Raw genomic sequence first — 22,917 nt, 5'->3', positions numbered from 1 at the left:
GCAGCACAACCGAACAGAGTCAGTGGACCCGTTACACCCCGGTACCCGGGGCGTGCGCCCGGGTCACCCGACCGACGGCGACGTCGAGGACAGCCTCACGGCTCACTCCTCGGGGTCGCCGTCGGCGTTCCCCCCCCCGGTGCCGTGCGGCGTGCGGCTCAGTCCGACGCCTGCCGCTGGTCCGCCATCCGCAGCACCGGGAAACTCCCCGTGTTCGTCGGCGCGTGCTCCGGCAGCCACAGCACCGCGATCGCCCCGCCCGTGCCCTCCGCCGCACCCGAGGGCGCCGCGTTCCGGAAGGTCAGCCGGGCCCCCAGCACCCGGGCCTGGCCCGACGCGATCGTCAGCCCCAGACCGTGCCCGTGCCCGGCCCGGTCCATGGAGCCGGTACGGAAGCGGCTCGGCCCGTCCCGCAGCAGCTCCTCCGGGAACCCGGGACCGTGGTCGCGGACCCGGACCACCCGGCCCTCGACCGTGACCTCCACCGGGGTGGAGCCGTGCTTGGCCGCGTTGCCGAGCAGATTGCCGAGGATGCGCTCCAGACGGCGCGGATCGGTGGAGACCCACGACTCGTGCACCACCCGTACGGTCACCTCGGGGTTCAGCACCCCGATCCGGCGGCTGACGAACTCCCCGAGCGGCAGCTCCTGGAGCTCCGCCCGCTCCGAAGCGCTGTCCAGACGGGCCACCTCCAGCACGTCCTCGACCAGCGTCCGCATCGCCTGGGCCCGGTCCCGTACCAGCTCGGTGGGGCGGCCCGGCGGCAGCAGCTCGGCCGCCGTGAGCAGGCCGGTCACCGGGGTGCGCAGCTCGTGGGCGATGTCCGCGGTGACCCGGCGTTCCGCCTCGATCCGCTCGTTCAGCGCGTCGGTCAGCGCGTCGACCGCCCGCGCCAGCTCGTCCGTCTCGTCGCGGACGACCCCGCCGACCGAGTCCCCGACCCGGACGTCCGTCTGCCCCTGGGCGACCAGGCCCGCCGCGGCCGCGGCCTTGCGCAGCCTGCGCGAGAGCTGGCCGCCGATCAGGACGCCGAGGGCGCAGCCGCCGAAGACCACCGAGACCGAGCCGATGATCAGGGCCCGGTCCAGATCGTCCATGATCGTGGCGGAGCGGTCCGCGAACCGGGTGTGCAGCGAGAGCACGTCCCCGTTGGCCAGCGGCACCGCCGCCCACACGTCGGGAACCCCGTCGGAGCCCTCCGCCACATGCGTGGCCCGGCGGTTCTTGCGGACCTCCTCGCGCAGGCTCGGCGGGATCGTCGGGTCGTTGAGCTTGGCGCCGAACTTCGGCGCGCCCTTCTGCATGTTCGTCGCCTCGTAGAAGCGCTGGGCGCCCAGCAGCCGCTCCAGCTGCACCTCGCGGGCGTTCTCGATCATCGAGACCCGGGCCGCGTTGTGCACCACGAGGCTCAGCGCCACCGCGACGAGCGCGCCGACCGCCGCGATGGCGATGCTGATCTTCCAGCGAACACCCGTCCGCAGGGCCCGCCGCTTCATCCGCGCCTCACCAGGCGCCTCACCGGTCGCTTCATCCGCGTATCAGCCGCGCAGCTTGTAGCCGAAGCCGCGGACCGTCTCGATCCGGTCCTGGCCGATCTTGGTGCGCAGCCGCTGGACGTGCACGTCCACGACCCGGGTGTCGCCGCCCCAGCCGTAGTCCCACACCCGCTCCAGGAGCTTGTCGCGGGACAGGACGGTGCCCGGCGCGGACGAGAACTCCAGCAGCAGCCGCATCTCGGTGGGCGTCAGCGCCACCTGCTCACCGGCGCGCCGCACCTCCATACCGTCGGTGTCGACCTCCAGGTCGCCGAAGACCAGCACCCCGCCGAGCACCTGGCCCTCGCCCTCCGCACCGCCGCCGGGCTGCTGTCCGCCGTCCGGCCCGGCCGCGTGGCCGAAGCGGCGCAGCACCGCGCGGATGCGGGCGACGAGGACCGCGCCGTCGAAGGGCTTGGTGACGTAGTCGTCCGCCCCGGCCTCCAGGCCCAGCACCACGTCGATCGAGTCGGCGCGCGCGGAGAGCATGATCACGGGGACGGTCGACTCGTCCCGGATGCGCCGGCACAGGCTCACCCCGTCCAGGCCCGGCACCATCACGTCGAGCAGGGCGATGTCCGGCCGGTCGGCCCGGAAGGCCTCCAGGCCGGAGAGCCCGTCGGGCATCGCGGTGACGGTGAAGCCGACCCGCTCCAGGGCGAGCTGGGTGGCCTCACGGATGACGTCGTCGTCCTCGACGAAGAGGACGTGGGTCTCGGCCATGGACGCTGCTTCTCGCTTTCGGTTCCTGCGCGGTGGTGCCGGGCGGGGCCACCGCTTCAGTTGTCACCCCGGTTCCTCCGGGGTGACTGCTTCAGTTGCTGCTCGGCTCCTCCGCCGGCTCCTCCGGTTCCGACTGAACCGGCAGATCGCCGTCCGCGCCCGCGAAGCCCTGGCTGAAGTCGTTGTGCACCCGGTCGTGCTCGGTGAAGCGGTCGCTCGCCCAACGGTAGGTGACCACCTCCGAGCCGGACGGGGACGTCATCGGGTCGTCCGCCCCGTACACCTGGGTCGTCACCACCAGGTCGCCCCGGTCGATCGTGCCGTAGACGGCGGGGACCTCGACCGCGAACACGTTCTCGTACGAGCCGTTCTCGTCGGCCCGGTACACGTAGGTCCCGACGCCCACCAGGTCGGCGCAGCTCGTCACGTTGACCACGACGTCGGCGGCCGGGCCGCCGGTCAGCGATCCGTAGGAGGTGTCGACCGGGTAGGCCTTGCCCGCGCAGGGCTCAAGGCCCTTCTTGATCCGCTCGCCCACCTTGGGGTCGTTCTTGAGGAGCCGAACGCTGTCGACCCGCTTGGCGGCCGGGGCCGTACCGGAGGGGCTGGGCTGCGGGGTGATCTGGGCGACGGGCTGACTGCCCGCGGGGCCCTCGTCCCGGGTGCCGGTGCCGCCGGTGGTGCAGCCGACGCTGAACAGCCCGAAGGCGACGAGTCCGGCCAAGGCCGTGCCACTCGCCGCCATACCGGTCCGGAGCCCGCGGCCCCGGCCGGATCTCCCCGGGGCGCCGTCGCCGTCCGCACCGTCGAAGCCGCCGCCCGAACCGCTGTCCGAGCCGCCTTCGGGGCTGCCGCCCCCGCTCCCGCTGATGCCGCCGCTGCTGCCTGTCAGGCCGCGCACCGCTCCATCCCCCGCTCGTCGTGACGCCCGTGCCGCTGCGCCGGTGTGTGTGCCCGACCGCCCGGAACCACCGTGACCGGCGATCGCTGGGCGACGACACGGGCGGAGGCGACCGGCGCCGCCGCGCGGTGGCTCCCGGTCTCCCGGGCGACCGCCTCGCGGCTGTGCAGCTCGCGGCTCTCCAGCTCCTGACGCAGTCGCGCCAGCGCCCGGTGCAGCGTGCTCTTGACCGTACCGGCGGACATGCCGAGCGCTGCGGCCGTCTCCTCCGTGCTCATCTGCTCCCAGTGTCGCAGTACGACGACGCTGCGCTGCTTCGGAGCCAGAATCCCGAGGATGTCCATCAGCAGGGCGCGGTCGGCGCGCTGCTCGCTGCCGTCCTCGACGCTCGCGTCGGGCAGCTGCTCGGTGGGCACCTCGTCGAGCTTGCGCGCCCGCCACCACTCCGTACGGGTGTTGATCATGACGCGGCGCAGATAGGCGTCGGCCAGGGACTTGTCGGCTATGCCGTCCCAGCGGCCGTACGTCCGCACCAGGGCGGTCTGGAGCAGGTCCTGCGCGTCCACGGGGTCGGGGACCAGGCGGCGCGCGCTGCGCAGCAGGGCCTCCTGCCGTGTGCGTACGTAGTCCTCGAACGCGAGCACCTCGCCCTGCGCCATGACAACCGCCTCCGTCCCCGTTCGATCCCCGTGCACTGCTGTCGGAGACGCTACGGAGGCGTTGTCACGGCGATGTGCGGAGCAGCCGTAGGACGGTGCACGGCTGTCCATCGGTTGTGTAACAGCCCCGGGCGGGACCCTTCACAGCGCCCTGCCCGGGGCCCGGGTTCAGGTCAGCGGCAGCCGGTAACGCCCGTCGGCCAGCGGCTCGACCAGCCCGTCGGCCACCAGCCCGTCGAGCGCACGGGCCCGCTGCACCGGCTCGTCCCACACCGCGTCCAGGGCGGCCTGCGGGACCGGGTTCAGCGCCTCCCGCAACACCGCGAGCAGCCGCCCGCGCACCTGGCGGTCCGTACCGGCGTACGTCTGCCCCTTCCGCGCGGGCCCCTGGTGCGCGGGTTTCCCGGCCAGCCGCCACGCGCACTGCGAGGCGATCGGGCAACGGTCGCAGTCCTCGTTGCGCGCGGTGCACACCAGCGCACCCAGCTCCATCGTGGCCGCCGCCCAGCGCGCCGCCCGCTCCTCCTCCTCGGGCAGCAGGGCCCGGGCGAGCTTGCGCTCGGCGGCCGTGGTGGCGTTCGGCGGGTACTGGATGCCGGTCGCGGCGCGGGCGAACACCCGGCGGACGTTCGTGTCGAGCACCGCGTGCCGCTGCCCGTACGCGAACGAGGCCACCGCCGCCGCCGTGTACTCGCCGATCCCGGGCAGCGCCAGCAGCTGCGCGTGCTCGCTCGGTACGTCGCCGCCGTGCCGTTCCGTTATCGCCTGCGCGGCCCCGTGCAGCCGCAGCGCGCGGCGCGGGTAGCCGAGCCGGCCCCAGGCGCGTACCGCCTCGCCCGGCGCCTCGGCGGCCAGGTCGGCGGGGCGGGGCCAGCGGGCCACCCACTGTTCGTACACCGGGAGGACCCGGCTCACCGGGGTCTGTTGCAGCATGAACTCGCTGACCATCACGCCCCAGGCGCCCGCTTCGGGGCGGCGCCAGGGCAGATCGCGGGCGTGCTGCTCGAACCATCCGATGACGGGGGTGTGGAGGGAGGCGGCGGCGGGGGGCGTCTGAGGTGAAGTCGAAGTCATGGCAGTCATCGCACTCCCGATCCTGGCACGGAAGAGGGGCGGCCGGTCACGGGTGCGGGGGTGTCGGCCGCACGCGCGGCTCAGCGAGTGACAACGGCCACCCGTTCTGTCCCCTGTGCCCCGGCCTGCGCGAGCGCCGCCCGTGATGATGATCAGCAAAACTTGTGCCCCGAGCGGCGGGTGGGGCCCGAGCGGCCCCGGATCTCTCGTACAGTTTGGGCCGTGGGATCTATGCGTAATCCGGTCGGTCCGCTTCCCTCCAGCATCTACTGGCGACGGAGGGCGGTAGCGGCACTCCTGGTTGCGCTGCTCGCTGCGCTGGTCGCCTGGGCGGTCACCTCCGCCGGCGGCGGGGGGAGCACGGGCGACGGCAAGTCCGGCGGCTCCGACCCGGTCAAGTCGATCACCCCCGGACCGTCGAGCACCGGCCCCGCGATCAGCCAACAGCCTGGCGGGCGCGACGAGTCGGGCGAGGACGGCGGCTCCGAGGGTCCCGGCGGCTCCGACGGCGGCGACGGCGACACCGGTGCGTCCTCCGACGGCGCGAGTGACGGAGCGTCGTCCGACGGATCGTCAACAGGCTCTGCGGGTACGGCCGGTGCGGGCGGACAGCAGGTTCCGGCGAACTCCCCGCTGCCCGACTGCAAGCCCGGCGCGGTGCAGTTGAGCCTGCGTACGAAGGTCAGCTACGGCCCCGACGACAAGCCGAAGTTCGAACTGATCGCCAAGAACACCTCGTCCGCCACCTGCAAGACCGACCTCGGACCGAAGAACGTGGTCCTCACCGTCACCGAGGCGGGCGGCGACGGTGAGGACACGGTCTGGTCCTCGAAGGACTGCCCCGCCGCACCCGGCCCGCTGTTCCTGAAGGTCCCGGCGGGCGAGACGGTGGTGCACACCGTGGACTGGAACCGCACCCGCTCCGCCCCCGACTGCGCGACCCCGCCGCCGGGCAAGGCGGGCCCGGGAACGTACCTCCTGGAGGCGAAGCCCGAGGGCGGCCCGGTCCAGCGCGCGTCGTTCGTCCTGTCGAAGGACTGACGCCTCAGCCCGTGTCCGGGCCGCATCCAGCCCAGCGCAGCACCTTCCGGCCCGTCCGGCGCTTGAGGACGGAACCCTCCGCCCGGGCGGGTGGCGCCCATGCTGGGGCTGGGGGCCCGTGAATCCCAGCCCGTCCGGCTTGAGAACGGAACCCCCGCCCCGGTGGACGGCACGCGAAAGAGGGCGCCCGCCCGGACGCCCTCCCCATCCGAGCCGAACTCAGACGTACCGCTCCAGGATCGACGACTCCGCCAACCGCGACAGCCCTTCCCGCACGCTGCGCGCCCGCGCCTCGCCGACGCCGTCCACGGTCTGGAGGTCGTCCACGCTCGCCGCCAGCAGCTTCTGCAGGCCCCCGAAGTGCTCCACCAGCCGCTCGATGATCGCCCCCGGCAGCCGCGGCACCTTCGCCAGCAGCCGGAACCCCCGCGGGGACACCGCCGAGTCCAGCGTCTCGGGCGAGCCGCTGTAGCCCAGCGCCCGCGCCACCACCGGCAGCTCCAGCAGCTCGGTGTGGCTCAGCGCGTCCAGCTCCGTCAGCGCCTCGGCCACCGTGCGCGACCGTTTCGCCGTCGGTTCGGGGACGTAGTCGCGGACGACCAGCTCCCGCTCCGGCTCCACGCCCGCGATCAGCTCGTCCAGCTGGAGCGAGAGGAGCCGCCCGTCGGTGCCGAGCTCGACCACGTACTCCGCGATCTCCGTGGCGATCCGCCGCACCATCTCCAGCCGCTGCGCCACCGCCGTCACGTCCCGCACGGTGACCAGGTCCTCGATCTCCAGCGCGGACAGCGTGCCCGCGACCTCGTCGAGGCGGAGCTTGTACCGCTCCAGGGTGGCGAGCGCCTGGTTGGCCCGGGACAGGATCGCGGAGGACTCCTCCAGGACCCGCCGCTCCCCGTCCACGTACAGCGCGATGAGCCGCATCGACTGGGAGACCGAGACGACGGGGAAGCCGCACGCCTTGGAAACCCGGTCCGCCGTACGGTGACGGGTGCCCGTCTCCTCGGTGTGGATCGAGGCGTCCGGGACCAGCTGAACGCCGGCCCGCAGGATCTTGGTCATGTCCTTGTCGAGGATCAGCGCCCCGTCGAGCTTGCACAGCTCGCGCAGGCGCGTCGCCGTGAACTCCACGTCCAGCACGAATCCGCCGGTGCACATCGACTCGACGGTCTTGTCCATGCCCAGGACGATCAGCCCGCCGGTATTGCCGCGGAGAATGCGCTCCAGGCCGTCCCGCAGGGCCATACCGGGCGCGACCGCGCTCAACGAGGCGCGCATCAGCGCCTCGTTGCCGGTGCCTTGGCCGGACTTTCCGGGCGTCGTCGCCCGGTCGTTGGCTGCCACTGCACTCCTCCGGTCACAGGTTTGCGGTGCCCTTGCGTCCGCCATGCCGTGTCCACGGGCGGGCGAGACCAGGGCAAAGTCTACCGGCGCGCCTTGTCCTCCTGCGGTGCCTCCTTGCGAGAGCGGGCCGGGAGGACCCGCAGGGCGTCGCCCATGTCGGCGACTTCCGTGACCTTCATACCGGCGGGGACCCTCCCCGGGTCGGTCGGGACGAGGGCGTGGGTGAAGCCCAGCCGGTGCGCCTCGGCCAGTCTCCGCTGCACGCCGGTGACCCGTCTGACCTCGCCCGCGAGCCCCACCTCACCGATCGCGACCAGGTTCTTCGGCAGCGGGGTGTCGCTGGCGGCACTGGCCAGCGCGAGCGCGATGGCCAGGTCGGCCGCGGGCTCGGTGAGCTTCACACCGCCCACCGTCGCGCTGTAGATGTCCCGCTTGCCGAGCGCGCTGATCCGGCCGCGCTGCTCCAGCACGGCCAGCATCATCGAGACCCGGGAGGTCTCCAGGCCGGAGGTGGTGCGCCGGGGCGAAGGGATCTGGGAGTCGACGGTCAGCGCCTGCACCTCCGCGACCAGAGGCCGCTTGCCCTCCAGCGTCACCGTCAGACAGGTGCCCGGCACCGCCACGTCGCGCCGGGTCAGGAAGAGGCCCGAAGGGTCGGCGAGGCCGGTGATGCCCTCGTCGTGCAGCTCGAAGCAGCCGACCTCGTCGGTCGCCCCGTAGCGGTTCTTGACGCCGCGCACCAGGCGCAGCCGGGCGTGCCGGTCGCCCTCGAAGGACAGCACCACGTCGACCAGGTGCTCCAGCAGCCGGGGCCCGGCGATCGCGCCGTCCTTCGTCACGTGGCCGACCAGCAGCGTGGCCATCCCGCGCTCCTTGGACGCCCGGATCAGCGCCCCGGCGACCTCCCGGACCTGCGCCATCCCGCCGGGCGCGCCGTCGATCTCGGGCGAGGCGACCGTCTGCACCGAGTCGAGGATCAGCAGCGAGGGCTTGACCGCGTCCAGGTGCCCGAGCACCGCGGACAGGTCGGTCTCCGCCGCGAGGTAGAGGTGGTCGTTGATCGCCCGGATGCGGTCGGCCCGCAGCCGGACCTGGCTCGCGGACTCCTCGGCGGTCACATACAGCGTGCGGTGGTCGTCGCTCGCCGCCTTGGCCGCCACGTCCAGCAGCAGGGTCGACTTGCCGACCCCCGGCTCGCCCGCCAGCAGCACGACCGCGCCCGGCACGAGCCCGCCGCCGAGCACCCGGTCCAGCTCGCCGACCCCGGTCGAACGGGCGGTGGCCGTCCGGCTGTCGACCTGGCCGATCGGCACGGCGGCGGTCGAGACCCGCCCGGCCGCGGTGGTGCGCACGGCGGGGGCGCCGCCGAACTCCTCGACCGTCCCCCACGCCTGGCACTCGGGGCAGCGGCCGAGCCATTTGGCGGTGGTCCAGCCGCACTCGGTGCAGCGGTAGGACGGTCGGTCCTTCGCGGATTTCGTACGGGCAGCCATGGCGCCACCGTAGCGGTGGGGTCCGACAGTCCCGCCCGCGCGGTCCGCGCATCCGGTCCGTCACCCGGCCCGCTCGCACGGAGGGCGCACGGAGGCATCCCGGAGCATTCCTGAGCGCCCCGGGCGGGAACCGCTGATCCCTGTCCCCTTTCGAGGGATACGTTCACCCGTTGGGATTAAAAGTGCTCAAGGGGCGCTAAGGGCATGCGCTCCTCTGCCTACGGTCGCCGGGTGACGAGCAGCAGGCTGGAGACCCCCACGCACACCACCGGCGCACACCGGGCGCACCGCCGGGACCATCACGCCGCGGCACAGCGATCCCCCGCACGTTACGAGCCGTATCTCGACGGGCTGTTCACCTACTGCCTCTCCGTGCTCTGCGACCACGACGCGGCCGCGGAGGCGCTCGGCGCGGTCCTCGCGGTCGCGGACCGGCAGGACGCCCGGTGTCCCGAGGCCGAGGAGGAACGTAAATCCTGGCTGTACGCCCTGGCCCGATGGACCTGCCTGCGCACCCTCACCGAGCGCAAGCGCGGCCGCCAGGCCCACCGCCGCCCGTCGGGACCGGCCAAGCCACCCCGTACGGCCAAGGCCTCCGCGACCCCCACGCCCCCGGGCCCGCAGGAGAAGTACGCACCGGGCCCGCAGGGAAAGCACGCAGCGGGCCCGCAGGGAAAGCACGCAGCGGACCCGCGGGGAAAGACCGCACCAGCAACCCCCTCCGCCACCGCCCGCCCCGCCACCCCCGAGGACGCCACCACCCCCGCACCCGCCGAGTCCCCGGCCGCCGAGGCCCGCCGCCGGGAGCTCGCCACGCTCGCCTGGCCCGAGGCCGCGGGCACCACCCCCGAGCAGCGCGAAGCCCTCGAACTGGCCGTACGCCACCGGCTCACCCCGCGCGCCGTCGCCGCCGTGCTCGGCATGGAGCCGGTCACAGCCCGCGAGCTGCTGGCCGCCGCGGCCTGCGAGGTGGAGCGCACCCGCGCCGCCCTCGCCGTCGTCGAGACCGGTGACTGCCCCACCGTCGCCCGGCTCACCGGCGACCACCAGGTGCTGCTCTCCGCCGCCCTGCGCCGCGAGCTCGTCCGGCACGTCGACGACTGCCCGCGCTGCCGCCGCGCCGCCGAGCGGGCCGACGCCGCGGGGCCCTGGCCCGGAGCGGCCCTGGCCCCGGCCGCCGCCCTCCCCCTCGTCGAGGCCCCCCGGCCCTCCGTGTACGTGGCGATGGCCCAGGCCCAGCGCTCCCGCTCCGGCGGCCCGCGCTTCGACCGCACCGGGTTCCCCCTGGACCCCAAGGACCACGCCGCCCGCCGGGACCGGCTGCGCGCCCGGGTCGTGACGACCACCGTGGTCGCGACCGTGGTCGCCGCCCCCGTGATCGCCCTGTGGGCCGCGTACCGGGGAGCACCGCAGACGGGCGAGGGCCACGACGGCACATCCGTCACCGCCACCGAGGTCGACGGCGCGGGCGGCATGAGCGGCGACCCGTACGAGGCGGCGGGCAACGCCCGCCCCGGCGACCGGTTCGGCGCCCGCGTCCCGGACGTCACCGCCGAGGTCATCAGCGTCGGCGGCGCACAGCAGCGCGATGCCCGCCTGGAGGTCACCGCCCGGACCTCCGGCGCCGTCACGACGATCACGCTGACCGCCTCCGGCGGCGGGCCGGTCGCCTGGTCGGCGGCGACGGACGCGCCCTGGCTGCGCCTCAGCCGTACGTCCGGCACGCTCGCCGCCGGGCAGTCCACCACGATCGCGGTCTCGGTGATCCACGCGGCGCAGCCGAGCGGCCCGTGGCGGGCCCGGATCTCGCTGACCCCGTCCGCCTCCGTCGTGCTCATCGACGGTTACGGGGCGGCCTCCCCGACGACGGGCGGCCCGCGCCCCACGCACCCCGGGACGGGCTCACCCCGTCCCACGGACCCGGGCACCACGGACCCCGGCCCCAGCGATCCCGGCCCGAGCGACCCCGGCCCCACGGACCCGGGGCCCGGCCCCACCGACCCCGGCCCGGACCCGACCGACCCCACGGACCCGCCGGACCCGACCGATCCGCCGGACCCCACGGACCCGCCCGACCCGACGCCGGACCCGACCGACCCGGGGCCCACGGACCCGGGCACTCCGGACCCGGACCCGGACCCGGACCCGACGGACCCGGGGCCCTCCGACCCGGCCCCGGCGGGCTGACGGCCCGCCGGCCGGACTCAGCGCTTCTTCGGAGGCAGCGGCGGGTCCGCCGGGTGCGGGGCCATCGGCAGCAGCGAGGACAGCCGCTCCTCGCACAGCTCGACGAGCCGGTCGTACCCCTCCTTGCCCATCAGCTCGATCAGCTCCGGGCGGTAGGACACGTACACCGGCTCCCCGGCCCCGTGCGCCGAGGTCGCCGACGTGCACCACCAGTGCAGGTCGTGACCGCCCGGGCCCCAGCCCCGGCGGTCGTACTCCCCGATCGTCACCTGGAGCACCCGGGTGTCGTCGGGCCGGTCGATCCAGTCGTACGTCCGCCGCACCGGCAGCTGCCAGCACACGTCCGGCTTGGTCTCCAGGGGCTCCTTGCCCTCCCGCAGCGCCAGGATGTGCAGCGAGCAGCCCGCCCCGGCGGCGAATCCCGGCCGGTTCTGGAAGATGCAGGAGCCCTCCCAGCGGCGTGTCTGCCGTTCGCCGTCCTCGTCGACGCCGACCCAGCCCGTCTCCGTACCGACATCGTGGAACTGCCACAGCTCGGGGGTGAGCCGCGCCACGTGCTCAGCCACCCGCTTCTCGTCGTCCTCGTCGGAGAAGTGCGCGCCCAGCGTGCAGCAGCCGTCATCCGCGCGGCCCGCCTGGATGCCCTGGCAGCCGCTGCCGAAGATGCAGGTCCAGCGGGAGGTCAGCCAGGTCAGGTCGCAGCGGAAGACCTGCTCGTCGTCGGCCGGGTCGGGAAACTCCACCCAGGCCCGCGCGAAGTCGATGCCCTTCTCGTCGGACGGGCCGGGGCCGCTCGCCTCCGACGGTGATGTCTCCCTGTTCGTCTTCTGCTTCTTCGTGGCTTTGTCCTGCTTAGCCTTTTTCGTCTTTGGCACGCGCCCAGAGTAAGTCCGATGGAGCAGTAGCGTTCCCGTATGAGACTCGGAGTCCTCGACGTGGGATCGAACACGGTTCATCTGCTGGTGGTCGATGCCCACCCCGGTGCCCGCCCGCTGCCCGCGCACTCGCACAAGGCCGAGCTCCGGCTCGCCGAACTGCTCGACGAGACCGGTGCGATCGGCCCGCTCGGCGTCGACCGGCTCGTGGCGACGATCGCCGGGGCGGTCCAGGCCGCCGAGGACAAGGGCTGCGAGGACGTGCTCGCCTTCGCCACCTCCGCGGTCCGCGAGGCGACCAACGCGGACCTGGTGCTGGAGCGCGTACAGGTCGAGACCGGCGTCGACCTCGCCGTTCTCAGCGGCGAGGAGGAGGCCCGGCTGACCTTCCTGGCCGCGCGCCGCTGGTTCGGCTGGTCGGCGGGGAAGCTGCTGGTCCTGGACATCGGCGGCGGTTCGCTGGAGATCGCCTTCGGCATCGACGAGGAGCCGGACATCGCGGTGTCGCTGCCGCTCGGCGCGGGCCGCCTCACCGGTGCCTGGCTGCCGGACGACCCGGCCGACCCCGAACAGGTCAGGTCGCTGCGCCGGCACGTACGGGCCAGCATCGCCCGGACGGTCGGCGAGTTCAGCCGGGCCGGCCGCCCGGACCACGTCGTCGCCACCTCCAAGACCTTCAAGCAGCTCGCCAGGATCGCGGGCGCCGCCCGCTCCGCCGAGGGGCTGTACGTCCAGCGCACGCTGAGCCGCGCGGCGCTGGAGGACTGGGTGCCGAAGCTGGCGACCATGACCGTCGAGGAGCGCGGCCGCCTCTCCGGGGTCTCCGAGGGCCGAGCGGCCCAGCTGCTCGCCGGGGCGCTGGTGGCCGAAGGGGCGATGGACCTGTTCGGCGTCGAGGAGCTGGAGATCTGCCCCTGGGCCCTGCGCGAGGGCGTCATCCTGCGCCGCCTGGACCACCTGCCGGTGGAGCGGGTCGCCCTGCCCGGGTGACGGGCGGTGGGTGACGGGGCGGCGGAGGCGTACGCCCATGGCCCTGATCACTTTCCGCCAGGGTCCCTCGGCGCGGCGCACAGGTGCCCGTAGGCTGTCCAGGTGGCAGAACCAGTGGTGCGCATCCCCGATGCGAAGGTCGCGCTGTCAACGGCCTCGGTCTACCCCGAGTCCACCGCGACGGCCTTCGAGATCGCCGCGCGCCTGGGGTACGACGGCGTCGAGGTCATGGTCTGGACCGACCCCGTCAGCCAGGACATCGAGGCCCTGCGCCGGCTCTCCGACTACCACCAGGTCCCGATCCTCGCGGTCCACGCCCCCTGCCTGCTGATCACCCAGCGCGTCTGGTCCACCGACCCCTGGGTCAAGCTCCAGCGGGCCAGGGCGGCCGCCGAGAAGCTCGGCGCCTCCACCGTCGTGGTGCACCCCCCGTTCCGGTGGCAGCGCAACTACGCCCGGGACTTCGTGACCGGGATCTGGCGGATGGCCGGGGAGACGGACGTCCGGTTCGCCGTCGAGAACATGTACCCCTGGCGCTACCGCGACCGCGAGATGCTCGCGTACGCCCCCGACTGGGACGTCACCAACGACGACTACCGCCACTTCACGGTCGACCTCTCGCACACCGCGACCGCCCGCACCGACGGGCTCGCCATGGCGGCGCGGATGGGCGACCGCCTCGCCCACGTCCACCTCGCGGACGGCAAGGGCTCGGCCAAGGACGAGCACCTGGTGCCCGGCCGGGGCGACCAGCCGTGCGCGGAGCTGCTGGAGCGTCTGGCCCGCACGGGCTTCGAGGGCCATGTCGTGGTCGAGGTCAACACCCGCCGGGCGATGTCCTCCGCCGAACGCGAGGCCGACCTCGCCGAGGCCCTGGCCTTCACCCGCCTGCATCTGGCCACCACCGCCGCCGCCCCCGACCCGTCCTCGAAGATCCGCCGCCCGTGACCGAGGAGAACCCCGAGGAGCCCGCCCCCGCACCCCGCCGCCGGGGCCGCCCCTCCCGCAAGGCCGCGTCCGAGGGCCCCGATGCCCGTACGCGCATCCTGGAGGCGGCCCGTACGGAGTTCGCCGAGCGCGGCTACGACAAGACGTCGATCCGGGGCATCGCCAAGGCCGCCGGGGTCGACGCGGCCCTCGTCCACCACTACTTCGGTACGAAGGACGAGGTCTTCGCCGCCGCCGTCGAGGTCACCTTCGAACCCGCCCTGGTCATCCCCACCGTCCTCGGCGGCCCGCCGGAGGGCCTGGGGGAGCGGCTCGCGCGCTTCTTCCTCTCCGTGTGGGAGGACCCCGGCACCCGTACGCCCCTGCTGGCGATCCTGCGCTCCGCCGTCACCCACGAGGCGGCGGCCAACGTGCTCCGCGACTTCGTGCTGCGGCGGCTGCTGGAGCGGGTCGCGGCGGAGCTGGACGTACCGGACCCGACCTTCCGGGCCGAGCTGGCCGCCTCGCACATGCTCGGCATCGCGATGCTGCGGTACGTGGTCCGCGCCGAGCCGCTCGCCTCGGCGGACCCGGAGGACATCGTCGCGATGGTCGCCCCCACGCTCCAGCGATACTTGGCGGAGAGCTGACGCGCACAGCGCATGCCCACGGAACGACCACGGCATCCCGCATTCCGGACAGCCTGTCCAGATCTTGGATTCGGGGCGTACGCTCGAAGACAGTCTTTTCTTATCTGTCGGAGGCAGTCCCCCTGCCGAAGGAGCGAGCGACGATGCCGCAGCTGAGGTCCCGCACGGTCACCCACGGACGCAACATGGCGGGCGCGCGCGCCCTTATGCGCGCGTCGGGCGTAGCGAGCGCGGACATCGGCAAGCCGATCATCGCGGTCGCCAACTCGTTCACCGAGTTCGTCCCCGGCCACACCCACCTCGCCCCGGTCGGCCGGATCGTCTCCGAAGCGATCCTGGCGGCGGGCGCGGTCCCGCGTGAGTTCAACACCATCGCCGTGGACGACGGCATCGCGATGGGCCACGGCGGCATGCTCTACAGCCTGCCCTCGCGCGACCTGATCGCCGACTCCGTGGAGTACATGGTCGAGGCGCACTGCGCGGACGCGCTGATCTGCATCTCCAACTGCGACAAGATCACCCCGGGCATGCTGATGGCCGCGATGCGCCTCAACATCCCGACCGTCTTCGTCTCCGGCGGCCCGATGGAGGCCGGCAAGGCCACCCTCGTCGACGGCACCGTGCGAAAACTCGACCTGGTCAACGCGATCAGCGACGCGGTCGACGAGTCCATCTCCGACGAGGACATCCTCCGCATCGAGGAGAACGCCTGCCCCACCTGCGGCAGCTGTTCCGGCATGTTCACGGCCAACTCGATGAACTGCCTGACCGAGGTCCTCGGCCTCTCCCTCCCCGGGAACGGCTCGGTCCTCGCCACCCACACCGCCCGCAGGGCGCTGTACGAGGACGCCGGCCGCACGGTCGTCGAGATCACCAAGCGGTACTACGAGCAGGACGACGAGACGGTCCTGCCCCGCTCCATCGGCACCCGCGCCGCGTTCGACAACGCCATGGCGCTGGACATCGCCATGGGCGGCTCCACCAACACGATCCTCCACCTGCTGGCCGCCGCCCAGGAAGCGGAGCTGGCGTACGACCTGGAGGACATCAACGAGGTCTCGCGCCGCGTCCCGTGCCTGTCCAAGGTCGCCCCCAACGTCGCCCCCGGCGGTACGTACTACATGGAGGACGTCCACCGCGCCGGCGGCATCCCCGCCCTCCTCGGTGAGCTCCACCGCGGCGGCCTGCTCAACGAGGACGTCCACTCCGTGCACTCCGACACCCTCGCCGAGTGGCTGAAGAACTGGGACGTGCGCGGCGGCTCCCCGTCGCCCGAGGCCATCGAGCTGTGGCACGCCGCCCCCGGCTGCGTCCGCTCCGCGACCGCCTTCTCGCAGTCCGAGCGGTGGGACACCCTCGACCTGGACGCGGCGGGCGGCTGCATCCGCGACGTCGAGCACGCCTACTCCAAGGACGGCGGCCTCGCCGTCCTCAAGGGCAACCTCGCCGTGGACGGCTGTGTCGTGAAGACGGCCGGTGTCGACGAGTCGATCTGGACCTTCGAGGGCCCGGCGGTCGTCTGCGAGTCGCAGGAAGAGGCCGTCGACAAGATCCTCCGCAAGGAGATCAAGGCGGGCGACGTCGTCGTCATCCGTTACGAGGGCCCGCGCGGCGGCCCCGGCATGCAGGAGATGCTCTACCCGACGTCCTTCCTCAAGGGCCGGGGCCTGGGCAAGGTCTGCGCCCTGGTCACCGACGGCCGCTTCTCCGGCGGCACGTCGGGCCTCTCCATCGGCCACGCCTCGCCCGAGGCGGCCTCCGGCGGCACGATCGCGCTCGTCGAGGACGGCGACCGCATCCGGATCGACATCCCGAACCGCTCCATCGAGCTGCTGGTCGACGACGCCGAACTGGCCACCCGCCGCGAGGCGCTGAACGGCGTGTACGCCCCCAAGTCCCGCGACCGCAAGGTCTCGGCGGCGCTGCGCGCGTACGCGGCGATGGCGACAAGCGCGGACCGGGGCGCGGTCAGGGACGTCTCGAAGCTGGGCTGACGCTTCCGGCCCCCGGAAGCTGTTCCTCCCACCCCCGCTCTCCCGCTCTCCCGCCCCTCCGACGTCTGTCGTCCGACCCGTCCGGCGTTCGAGGAGCGGGGGCCGGGGGCAGCCCGCCCCCAGGCTCCCCCCGGCCTCACCAACCCCCCGGCGCCAGCCCGTCCACCGCGAAGACCGACCCGTCCGGCGCCGTTCCCACGACCGTCCGCCCCGCCGTCACCGGGGCGGGCAGGTCGGACGCGTACGTCAGCTTCCCGCCGCTCAGCCGCGCCCGGGTCTGCCCCACCAGCGCACCCCGGGCCGTGTCGACGGCCAGCAGCCGCCCGTCCGCGGCGGAGAAGTACAGCCGCCCGCCCTCCCCGAGCACCGGCGCGGAAGCCCGCCCGACCCCGGTCTCCAGCCGCCACAGCTCCGCCTCCGCCGTACCGCCCGCCGCGGTGTCCACGGCCAGCAGCGAACCGCCCCGCGCCAGCAGATACGCGGCATCCCCGGCCGTCACCACCTGGGGCCCGTCCATCGTGAAGGGCAGCGCGAGGCGTACGGCGGCGCCGGTCCCGGGGGCGTACCGCACGAGCCCGGAGGTGTCCGAGTCGCGGTTCATCGCCGTCAGCACCAGATCCCCCGATCCCGCCGTGCCGACCGGGGTGAGCACCCCGTCCAGCCGCCGCTGCCAGGACGCCTGGCCGCTCAGGGCGTCCACCGCGGTGACCAGGGTCGACGCGCCGGAAGAGGCGTGCTCGAAGGCGTAGGCGAGCCCGGACGCCCCGTCGTACAGGGCGAAGTCCGGCCGGGTGTGCCCCGCGAGCGGACGCTTCCAGCGCTCCGCACCGCTCGTGCCGTCGAGCGCCGTCACCGTGCCGCCGTCCGCGACGGCCAGCAGGGTGTCACCCGCCGGGAACACGCCACCGGGGCTCGCGGAGAGCACGGTGTCGCGGACAGCGGTGCCCTTCACCGGGTCGAGCGCGCGCAGCTTCCCGTCCGGGCCGGTGGACAGCACGACCCCGCCGGAGACGATCGGCGCGGCGACGGCCCCGGCCGATGTGGCGTCGGCCGACCACAGCACGCGCCCGTCCGCCGGATCGATCCTGGCCGTGCCGGTCCCGGCCACCGAGCAGTACAGCGCCGCCCCCGACCCGGCGGAGGCACAGACGGGCGTGGCGCTCCCCGTACGCCTCAGCTCGGTACGCCACGGGGCGAAGGCCTCGGCGGCCCGGTCGCCGCCGCCCGCCCGCTCCGGCCCCGTACGGCCCGGCCCCTCCCCGCCGCCCCACACCGCGTACGCCCCGGCCCCCGCCACCAGCAGGAGCAGCGCCGCCGCGAGGGCCGGCCGGGCGCGCGACGGCCGCCGGCGCCGCACCGGACGCGCGGCGCGCACATGCGTGTCCTCCTCCGCACCGTCCCGGTCCGGCGCCGCCGGGACCGCCGCGGCGACCGAGGCCCGGCGCCGCTGCGCCGGTATGAACGCGTCGGCCTCGTACGACGGGGGCTCCAGCGCCGCCATCACCTCGCCCGGAGTCGGCCGGTCCGCCGGGTCCTTCGCCAGGCACCGCCCGACCAGCGGGGCCAGCTCCTCGGGCACCCCGCCCAGATCCGGCTGATCGTGCACCACCTGGTACGCCACGATGTACGGGCTGTCCGAGTCGAACGGCCCCCGCCCCGTCGCCGCATGGACGATCACGGACCCCAGCGCGAACACATCGGCGGGCGGGCCCACCTCGCGCGGCCGCTGGAACTGCTCGGGGGCCATGTAGGGCGGCGAGCCGATCAGCTTGCCCGTCTCCGTGCGCAGATCGCTGTCGTACGGCCGGGAGATCCCGAAGTCGATGACCTTGGGGCCGCCGTCGGTCAACAGCACGTTGCTCGGCTTGAGATCGCGGTGGATCACGCCCGCCCGATGGATGTCCCGCAGCGCCTCGGCCAGCCCGGCGGTCAGCCTGCGCAGCTCCGCGGGGGCCATCGGGCCGTTCCGCTTCACCTGCTCGGAGAGGGTGGGCCCGGGGACGTAGAGGGTGGCCATCCAGGGCCGGCCGGCCTCCGGATCGGCGTCGACGACCGGCGCGGTGAACGCCCCGCTCACCCGCCGCGCGGCCGCCACCTCCTGCCGGAACCGCGCCCTGAACTCGGGGTCCGCCGCGTACGGCGCATGCACCACCTTCACCGCGAGCTGCATCCCCGAGGCCGAGCGCGCCAGATGCACGACCCCCATGCCGCCCGAGCCGAGACAGGCCTCAAGACGGTAGGCGCCGGCGTACCGCGGAAACTCCGCTTCCGGATGCACTCCGGCTCCTCGCAGCGGCGGCATCGCCCACCCCCGTGTGCTCGTGCGCATGCGACGCACGGAGCCTAGTCGATGGTGCGTGCGAGAGACACGGGGCTTGCTAGCCTGCGCGTCGTACGCCGTACGCGCGTACGCGTTTCTCAACGGGGGAGGCCCTCATGGGCGTTGAAGAGCACACGGCGGAGCGCATGGCGGAGCACGCCGAAGCCGTCACCGACGGGGCGGCCGCCCCGGACGGGGCGATGGTCACGACGGCGGCCGCATCCGGCACGCGGTACCCGATCGCCCCGGGCTACCGGGTCAACGTCCGCACCGGCCCCGGCACCAACTACCGCATCGTCCGGACCCTGCCGTACGGACAGAAGATCCCGATCTACTGCCAGAAGCCGGGGGAGCGGGTCACCGGCCCCTACGGCACGTCGAACCTCTGGGACAACATCGCCAACGGCCAGTTCGTCTCCGACGCGTACGTCTACACCGGCCGCGACGGCTACATCGCACCGCGCTGCGACTGACCGGTCCCCGCCGCAGGGCCGGGGGCGACGGGGCATGGCGGATAATCGACCCCGTGAGCGAGAACAGCGAAGCCCCCGGCACCCCGCCCGCAGGAGGGAAGCCCTCCGGCGGCGCCCCCACGCCCCCGGGCCCGCAGCCCGAGCCCATCCGCTTCTTCGGCACGACCTGGGTCGAGCACGACGGCGGCTACGGGCTGCGCCGCGCCGGCGTCGCGGCCGGCTCGCTGGCCGCCGCCGTGGCCGCCTGCTTCGTGCTGCGCTTCGCCTTCCAGGGCCTGGAGATCGCGGAGGTCGGGAACCTCGTCGGGATGCTGGTGATCGTGATGTTCGCGATCTGTAGCGCCATCGCGTTCCGCAAGACCTGGGAGGGCTTCCGCGCCCGCCCGAAGGACCCGGCACGCGAGGACGCCCTGCGGGGGCTGAAGTCGATCGGTTTCATCGGCTCGCTGCTCGCCTACTTCGTCCGCTCGCTCGTGGAGGCCCCCGGCGAGAAGCTGCGCCGTACGGAGTACGAGACGGCCCGCACGCAGTACGAGAAGCGCCGCTCGGCCCGCACCGGCAACCCGGCGGCCCGCAAGTCCTCCGGCCGCAAGCGCCCCAAGCGCACCTGAGGGCCCGCCCGCCCCACGAACGACTCAGCTCACTCAGCCCGCCGATGCCCGTCGGCGGGCTGAGCCGTTTTCACTCCTCCCGCCCCTTGACGGGCGGTGCCATCGGGCGAAGAATTCATCACATGATGAATTATGAGCCCGGGTCGACACCGGCCACCCCCACAAGCCCCCCGAACCCACCCCCGCCCTCGTCCCCGCCCCCGGCGATCGAGGCCCAGGGCCTCACGGTCGTACGAGGCACGCGCACCGTCCTCCGCGCCCTCGACTTCACCGTCCGCCCCGGCAGCATCACCGGCCTCCTCGGCCCCTCGGGCTGCGGCAAGACCACCCTCATGCGCACCGTGGTCGGCACCCAGGCCCGGGCCACCGGCACCCTCGACGTCCTCGGGCGCCCCGCCGGACACCCCGCCCTGCGCACCCGCATCGGCTACGTCACCCAGGCGCCCTCCGTCTACACCGACCTCACCGTCCGCCAGAACCTCGACTACTTCGCCGCCGTCCTGCACCCCGGCCGCGCCCACCGAGACACCCGCCGCGCAGCGGTCACCCGCGCCATCGGGGACGTCGACCTCACGAGCCACGCCGACGCCCTCGCCGGTGCGCTCTCCGGCGGCCAGCGCAGCCGCGTCTCCCTGGCCGTCGCGCTGCTCTCCACCCCCGACCTGCTGGTCCTGGACGAACCGACGGTCGGCCTCGACCCCGTACTCCGCCGCGACCTGTGGGACCTCTTCCACCGCCTGGCCGCCGACCGAGGCGCCGCCCTCCTCATCTCCTCCCACGTCATGGACGAGGCCGAACGCTGCCACCGCCTGCTCCTGATGCGAGAAGGCCGCATCCTCGCCGAGGACACCCCGGACGCCCTGCGCCACCGCACCGGCACGGACACGGTCGAGGCGGCGTTCCTCCACCTGGTCGACGAGGCAGGCGCCGACACCCCGCCCACACCCGAGGAGCTCCCGCGATGACGACCACCGCCCCCACCCCGGCCCGCGCCCTCACCCCGTCCCGTACGACCGCCACCGCGGGCCGCGTCCTGCGCCAGCTGACCCACGACCGCCGCACGGTCGCACTCCTCCTGCTGGTCCCGGTCCTGCTGATCACCCTGCTCCGCTACGTCTTCGACGGCAGCCCCGGGACCTTCGACTCCGTCGGAGCCTCCCTCCTCGGCATCTTCCCGCTGATCACGATGTTCCTGGTGACCTCGATCGCGACCCTGCGCGAACGCACCTCGGGCACCCTCGAACGCCTCCTCGCCCTCCCGCTCGGCAAGGGCGACCTGATCGCGGGCTACGCCCTCGCGTTCGGCGCGGTCGCGGTCGTCCAGTCAGTGCTCGCCACGGCCGTCTCCATCTGGCTGCTGGGCCTGGACGTCATCGGCTCGCCCTGGCTGCTGCTCATGGTCGCCCTGCTCGACGCGCTGCTCGGCACGGCGCTCGGCCTGTTCGTCTCCGCGTTCGCCGCGTCCGAGTTCCAGGCGGTCCAGTTCATGCCGGCGGTGATCTTCCCCCAGCTCCTGCTGTGCGGCCTGTTCACCCCGCGCGACGCGATGCACCCGGTCCTGGAGGCGATCTCCGACGTCCTGCCCATGTCGTACGCCGTCGACGGCATGAACCAGGTCCTCCACCACCCCGACATCACCGGCGACTTCGTCCGTGACGTGGCCGTCGTCGCGGGCAGTGCGCTCCTGGTCCTCTGCCTGGGCGCGATCACCCTCCGCCGCCGTACGCCGTGAGGGCCCCGATGCGAGGATGACGGGAGGGACGGCGGGACAGCCCGAACCAGACACTCGACAGCAGAGCACAGCCCGGAGGGTGAACGCATGACCCAGACAGTCGCAGTCCTCGGCACCGGCAAGATCGGCGAGGCCCTCCTCAGCGGCATGATCCGGGCGGGCTGGCGACCGGCCGACCTCCTGGTGACCACCCGCCGCAGCGAGCGGGCCCAGGAACTGCACACGCGGTACGGAGTCGAGTCGGTCAGCAACGCGGAGGCGGCCAAGAACGCCGATGTCCTCATCCTCGCGGTCAAGCCGCAGGACATGGGCAGGCTCCTGGACGAACTCGCCCCGCACGTCACCGCGGACCGCCTCGTCATCAGCGCGGCGGCAGGCATCACCACCGCGTTCATCGAGAACCTGCTCACCCCGGGCACCCCGGTCGTCCGGGTCATGCCCAACACCCCCGTCCTCGTCGACGAGGGCATGTCCGTCATCTCGGCGGGCAGCCACGCCACCGGCGCCCACCTCACCACCACCGAGGAGATCTTCGGCGGGGTCGGCAAGACCCTGCGTGTCCCGGAGTCCCAGCAGGACGCGGCCACCGCGCTCTCCGGCTCCGGCCCCGCCTACTTCTACTTCCTGGTCGAGGCCATGACCGACGCGGGCATCCTGCTCGGCCTGCCCCGCGCCCAGGCCCACGACCTCATCGTCCAGGCCGCCATCGGCGCCGCCGTGATGCTCCGGGACAGCGGCGAACACCCGGTCAAGCTCCGCGAGGCCGTCACCAGCCCCGCCGGCACCACCATCAGCGCCATCCGGGAACTGGAGAACCACGGAGTACGCGCCGCCCTCATCGCCGCCCTGGAGGCCGCCCGCGACCGCAGCCGCGAACTGGCCTCCGGCAACGGCTGACACCCAGCCGGACCCACCCCCCCCCGCCCCCGGCCGCCGCCACCTCCGGCCGGGGGTTGACACACCCCGAGCAGATCCGTAGTGTGCTCCGAGTTGTCCGACGTGAGCGCCGACCCCGGTCGGTCCCCGGACAACCATTCCGCAGTAACCACGACAAGACGCGCGACCTCGTGTCGCATGCCTTTTCGTGTGCCTGCGCGAAATGAGGAATCCGCGTTCGAAGGAACGCACCCCGATTAGCGTCGGGGCCCATGATTCCGCTAAAGTCTCACTCGTCGGAACGGCCCAACAGCCGGGAAGACAAACCCCGCTGACTGGGAATCAGGCCCGAAAGGATCTGATAGAGTCGGACTCGCCGGAAAGGGAAAACGCGAAAGCGAAGAACCTCGAAAGCACCCCGCTTCGACCGGGAATCGGACACGAAAGAGTCTGATAGAGTCGGAAACGCAAGAACGAAGGGAAGCGCCCGGAGGGCCCCGGTGAAACGGGAC

20 protein-coding genes are annotated in these 22,917 nt (G+C 73.4%); 11 read left to right on the top strand and 9 right to left on the bottom strand.

Translation table 11 applies throughout. From position 1 onward, the window contains the following. Positions 1–158: 158 nt before the first annotated feature. The 5 genes from cseC to ACZ5WC_RS07830 form a co-directional block, all read right to left on the bottom strand. Positions 159–1,496, bottom strand: a complete 1,338-nt coding sequence (gene cseC, locus ACZ5WC_RS07850) for a two-component system sensor histidine kinase CseC (protein WP_468539994.1) — start codon at positions 1,494–1,496, stop codon at positions 159–161. Between the two features lie 42 nt (positions 1,497–1,538). After that, entirely contained in the window at positions 1,539–2,258 is a 720-nt protein-coding gene (gene cseB / locus ACZ5WC_RS07845; RefSeq protein WP_468539993.1) for a two-component system response regulator CseB, read from the bottom strand. A 91-nt stretch (positions 2,259–2,349) separates the two neighbouring features. Continuing rightward, positions 2,350–3,003 (bottom strand): hypothetical protein, encoded by a 654-nt coding sequence (locus tag ACZ5WC_RS07840; protein WP_468540525.1) that lies wholly within the window; start codon positions 3,001–3,003, stop codon positions 2,350–2,352. 143 nt (positions 3,004–3,146) lie between these two features. Next, positions 3,147–3,818, bottom strand: coding sequence for a SigE family RNA polymerase sigma factor (locus ACZ5WC_RS07835; protein ID WP_311120073.1), 672 nt, complete (start codon positions 3,816–3,818; stop codon positions 3,147–3,149). A 168-nt stretch (positions 3,819–3,986) separates the two neighbouring features. Then, entirely contained in the window at positions 3,987–4,901 is a 915-nt protein-coding gene (locus ACZ5WC_RS07830) for an HhH-GPD family protein (protein WP_468539992.1), read from the bottom strand. A 222-nt stretch (positions 4,902–5,123) separates the two neighbouring features. Here ACZ5WC_RS07830 and ACZ5WC_RS07825 point away from each other — a divergent pair, with 222 nt between their 5' ends. Further along, complete coding sequence (locus ACZ5WC_RS07825) at positions 5,124–5,933, top strand: hypothetical protein (protein ID WP_468540524.1); 810 nt, start codon at positions 5,124–5,126, stop codon at positions 5,931–5,933. A 219-nt stretch (positions 5,934–6,152) separates the two neighbouring features. Here the strand turns inward: ACZ5WC_RS07825 and disA are convergent, their stop codons facing one another. Continuing rightward, positions 6,153–7,277, bottom strand: a complete 1,125-nt coding sequence (disA, locus tag ACZ5WC_RS07820; protein WP_003968311.1) for a DNA integrity scanning diadenylate cyclase DisA — start codon at positions 7,275–7,277, stop codon at positions 6,153–6,155. A gap of 80 nt (positions 7,278–7,357) precedes the next feature. After that, entirely contained in the window at positions 7,358–8,770 is a 1,413-nt protein-coding gene (gene radA, locus ACZ5WC_RS07815; protein ID WP_468539991.1) for a DNA repair protein RadA, read from the bottom strand. A gap of 231 nt (positions 8,771–9,001) precedes the next feature. On the opposite strand from radA, the gene ACZ5WC_RS07810 reads away from it, so the two are divergent. Further along, positions 9,002–10,957: a BACON domain-containing protein gene (locus tag ACZ5WC_RS07810; RefSeq protein WP_468539990.1), complete on the top strand. Its 1,956-nt coding sequence runs from the start codon at positions 9,002–9,004 to the stop codon at positions 10,955–10,957. A gap of 17 nt (positions 10,958–10,974) precedes the next feature. Here ACZ5WC_RS07810 and ACZ5WC_RS07805 read toward each other — a convergent pair whose 3' ends face one another. Beyond that, positions 10,975–11,832, bottom strand: a complete 858-nt coding sequence (locus ACZ5WC_RS07805) for a DUF3109 family protein (RefSeq protein WP_468539989.1) — start codon at positions 11,830–11,832, stop codon at positions 10,975–10,977. A 39-nt stretch (positions 11,833–11,871) separates the two neighbouring features. Between ACZ5WC_RS07805 and ACZ5WC_RS07800 the strand changes: the two genes are divergently transcribed. The 4 genes from ACZ5WC_RS07800 to ilvD all read left to right on the top strand — a co-directional run bounded on the left by ACZ5WC_RS07800 (position 11,872) and on the right by ilvD (position 16,393). Beyond that, positions 11,872–12,822 carry a Ppx/GppA family phosphatase gene (locus ACZ5WC_RS07800; RefSeq protein ID WP_468539988.1) on the top strand — a complete coding sequence of 317 codons (951 nt, stop codon included), beginning with the start codon at positions 11,872–11,874 and terminating at the stop codon, positions 12,820–12,822. A 114-nt stretch (positions 12,823–12,936) separates the two neighbouring features. After that, positions 12,937–13,770, top strand: coding sequence for a sugar phosphate isomerase/epimerase family protein (locus tag ACZ5WC_RS07795; RefSeq protein WP_468540523.1), 834 nt, complete (start codon positions 12,937–12,939; stop codon positions 13,768–13,770). Then, complete coding sequence (locus tag ACZ5WC_RS07790; RefSeq protein WP_468539987.1) at positions 13,767–14,399, top strand: TetR/AcrR family transcriptional regulator; 633 nt, start codon at positions 13,767–13,769, stop codon at positions 14,397–14,399. The genes ACZ5WC_RS07795 and ACZ5WC_RS07790 overlap by 4 nt, the downstream gene beginning before the upstream one ends. A 143-nt stretch (positions 14,400–14,542) precedes the next feature. Then, complete coding sequence (gene ilvD, locus ACZ5WC_RS07785) at positions 14,543–16,393, top strand: dihydroxy-acid dehydratase (RefSeq protein WP_468539986.1); 1,851 nt, start codon at positions 14,543–14,545, stop codon at positions 16,391–16,393. Between the two features lie 136 nt (positions 16,394–16,529). Here the strand turns inward: ilvD and ACZ5WC_RS07780 are convergent, their stop codons facing one another. Beyond that, a complete protein-coding gene (locus tag ACZ5WC_RS07780) occupies positions 16,530–18,695 on the bottom strand; it encodes a protein kinase domain-containing protein (RefSeq protein ID WP_468540522.1) in 2,166 nt (721 codons plus the stop codon). A 134-nt stretch (positions 18,696–18,829) separates the two neighbouring features. Here ACZ5WC_RS07780 and ACZ5WC_RS07775 point away from each other — a divergent pair, with 134 nt between their 5' ends. The 5 genes from ACZ5WC_RS07775 to proC all read left to right on the top strand — a co-directional run bounded on the left by ACZ5WC_RS07775 (position 18,830) and on the right by proC (position 22,426). Beyond that, positions 18,830–19,186 carry an SH3 domain-containing protein gene (locus ACZ5WC_RS07775; RefSeq protein WP_468539985.1) on the top strand — a complete coding sequence of 119 codons (357 nt, stop codon included), beginning with the start codon at positions 18,830–18,832 and terminating at the stop codon, positions 19,184–19,186. Positions 19,187–19,239: 53 nt separating this feature from the next. Continuing rightward, positions 19,240–19,797, top strand: a complete 558-nt coding sequence (locus ACZ5WC_RS07770) for a hypothetical protein (RefSeq protein ID WP_096633092.1) — start codon at positions 19,240–19,242, stop codon at positions 19,795–19,797. Between the two features lie 122 nt (positions 19,798–19,919). Continuing rightward, positions 19,920–20,762, top strand: a complete 843-nt coding sequence (locus ACZ5WC_RS07765) for an ABC transporter ATP-binding protein (RefSeq protein WP_468539984.1) — start codon at positions 19,920–19,922, stop codon at positions 20,760–20,762. Further along, complete coding sequence (locus tag ACZ5WC_RS07760) at positions 20,759–21,529, top strand: ABC transporter permease (RefSeq protein ID WP_468539983.1); 771 nt, start codon at positions 20,759–20,761, stop codon at positions 21,527–21,529. Before ACZ5WC_RS07765 ends, ACZ5WC_RS07760 begins: the two co-directional genes overlap by 4 nt. 87 nt (positions 21,530–21,616) lie before the next feature. Beyond that, on the top strand, positions 21,617–22,426 hold the full coding sequence (gene proC / locus ACZ5WC_RS07755; RefSeq protein WP_468539982.1) for a pyrroline-5-carboxylate reductase: 810 nt from the start codon (positions 21,617–21,619) through the stop codon (positions 22,424–22,426). Positions 22,427–22,917: the final 491 nt, after the last annotated feature.

It is taken from the genome of Streptomyces sp. NPDC033165 (assembly GCF_055577965.1).
The sequence above is the reverse complement of the archived record's forward strand: the minus strand, read 5'-3'. Positions and strand labels throughout refer to the sequence as shown.